Raw genomic sequence first — 1,453 nt, forward strand, 5'->3', positions numbered from 1 at the left:
ATAAAGAAAGTCCACTTTTTCATTCTATTAAGAACTCCAAGTTAGTGTTTAATAATTGCATCCCAACTGGCTTCAATGGCTGCTTCCAGCGCATCGTCGTCCAATTGATAAAATCCCAAAGCATGTTTTCTCGCAAGCGCGACGCTTGCTTCAAAGCTTAATCCAGAGAGCACTTCGTTATCGAGAGGCTTAAAAACCCCTTCTTCTTTGCCCTGGTTGAAAAGGCGATCTACTTGGGCAAACATTTTTCGCTCAAGTTCCCACGTCTTGTTTCTTGTTGTGCAAGGTAACGAATCATATTGAACTCGATTACTGATGGCGTTTAAGTTGGAACCCGCCAAATTCCAGATGTTGAGCCACATGGTTCGATAGCGTTCCTTCAATGGCATGTCGTCATTAACACCCGCTTGCACTGCAGAGGCAATGCGTTTGGCTACGTTAAGACGCACTTCTTCCAATAGATGTTCTTTGTCTGAGAAATAGCGATAAATCGTCCCGGCGGCGACACCTGCTTCGTTGGCCAGCTTTTGCATGGAAAGCCCTTGAAAGCCAGACTCTGCAATTAACTGCTCCGCAGCGGCAAGTATTTGATCGCGTTTATCTACAGCAGGGTTGTCCGTCATAATCCTACTACCAGTGAATGAACGTTCATTCATTATAGCTTAAAGTCTGGTCTACTATGCAACAGAATGTTGCACCAATCGGGGTAAAATTTACGAGAAAATCACCGTAGCATTCAAAGAGCCACCCCTTTATCATAGGCGCCACATTTGTCACCCGCAGAGAATTTGTATGAAGCTGAACCCTAGACAAGATGAAGCCGTAAAATACGTGTCTGGTCCATGCCTAGTGCTTGCCGGCGCAGGCTCAGGTAAAACGCGCGTAATTACTAATAAAATTGCTTACTTGGTTCAGCAATGTGGCTACAAAGCAAGAAACATCGCGGCCGTGACCTTTACCAACAAAGCCGCGCGCGAAATGAAAGAGCGTGTTGGTCAAACCTTGGGTAAAGCCGAGTCGAAAGGTTTGATGGTTTCTACTTTCCATACATTAGGCTTGAATATCATCAAACGTGAGTACAAGCAGCTTGGATTAAAAGCGGGCTTTTCGTTGTTTGATGATCAAGACCAGATGGCGCTGTTGAAAGAGTTGACGGAAAAGCGACTCGACGTTGATAAAGACCTACTCAAACAACTATTGAGTACGATCTCCAACTGGAAAAACGACATGTTGACGCCAGAGCAAGCCAAAGCGATGGCGAAAGGCGAGCAACAACAGCTGTTCGCTTTTTGTTTTGAGATGTACCAGAAGCAGATGAAGGCGTACAACGCGCTCGATTTTGACGACCTGATCCTGCTGCCGGTATTGCTGCTGCGTAATAATGAAGACGTGCGTCAGCGTTGGCAAAATCGCATCCGCTATCTATTGGTTGATGAATACCAAGATACCAACA

General features: G+C 45.5%; 2 protein-coding genes. One reads left to right on the forward strand and one right to left on the reverse strand.

From position 1 onward, the window contains the following. Nucleotides 1-41 precede the first annotated feature (41 nt). On the reverse strand, nt 42-623 hold the full coding sequence (locus tag R7O12_RS24710; RefSeq protein ID WP_005487525.1) for a TetR/AcrR family transcriptional regulator: 582 nt from the start codon (nt 621-623) through the stop codon (nt 42-44). Nucleotides 624-792: 169 nt separating this feature from the next. On the opposite strand from R7O12_RS24710, the gene R7O12_RS24715 reads away from it, so the two are divergent. Further along, nucleotides 793-1,453 (forward strand): UvrD-helicase domain-containing protein (locus R7O12_RS24715; protein ID WP_318126692.1); only part of this gene is annotated, 661 nt, incomplete at its 3' end.

The sequence above is a fragment of the Vibrio sp. Vb1574 genome (assembly GCF_033338675.1).

Excerpts from the sequence above, each read along its gene's own strand:
- R7O12_RS24710 (WP_005487525.1), bottom strand. The coding sequence starts at position 623 with ATGACGGACAACCCTGCTGTAGATAAACGCGATCAAATACTTGCCGCT.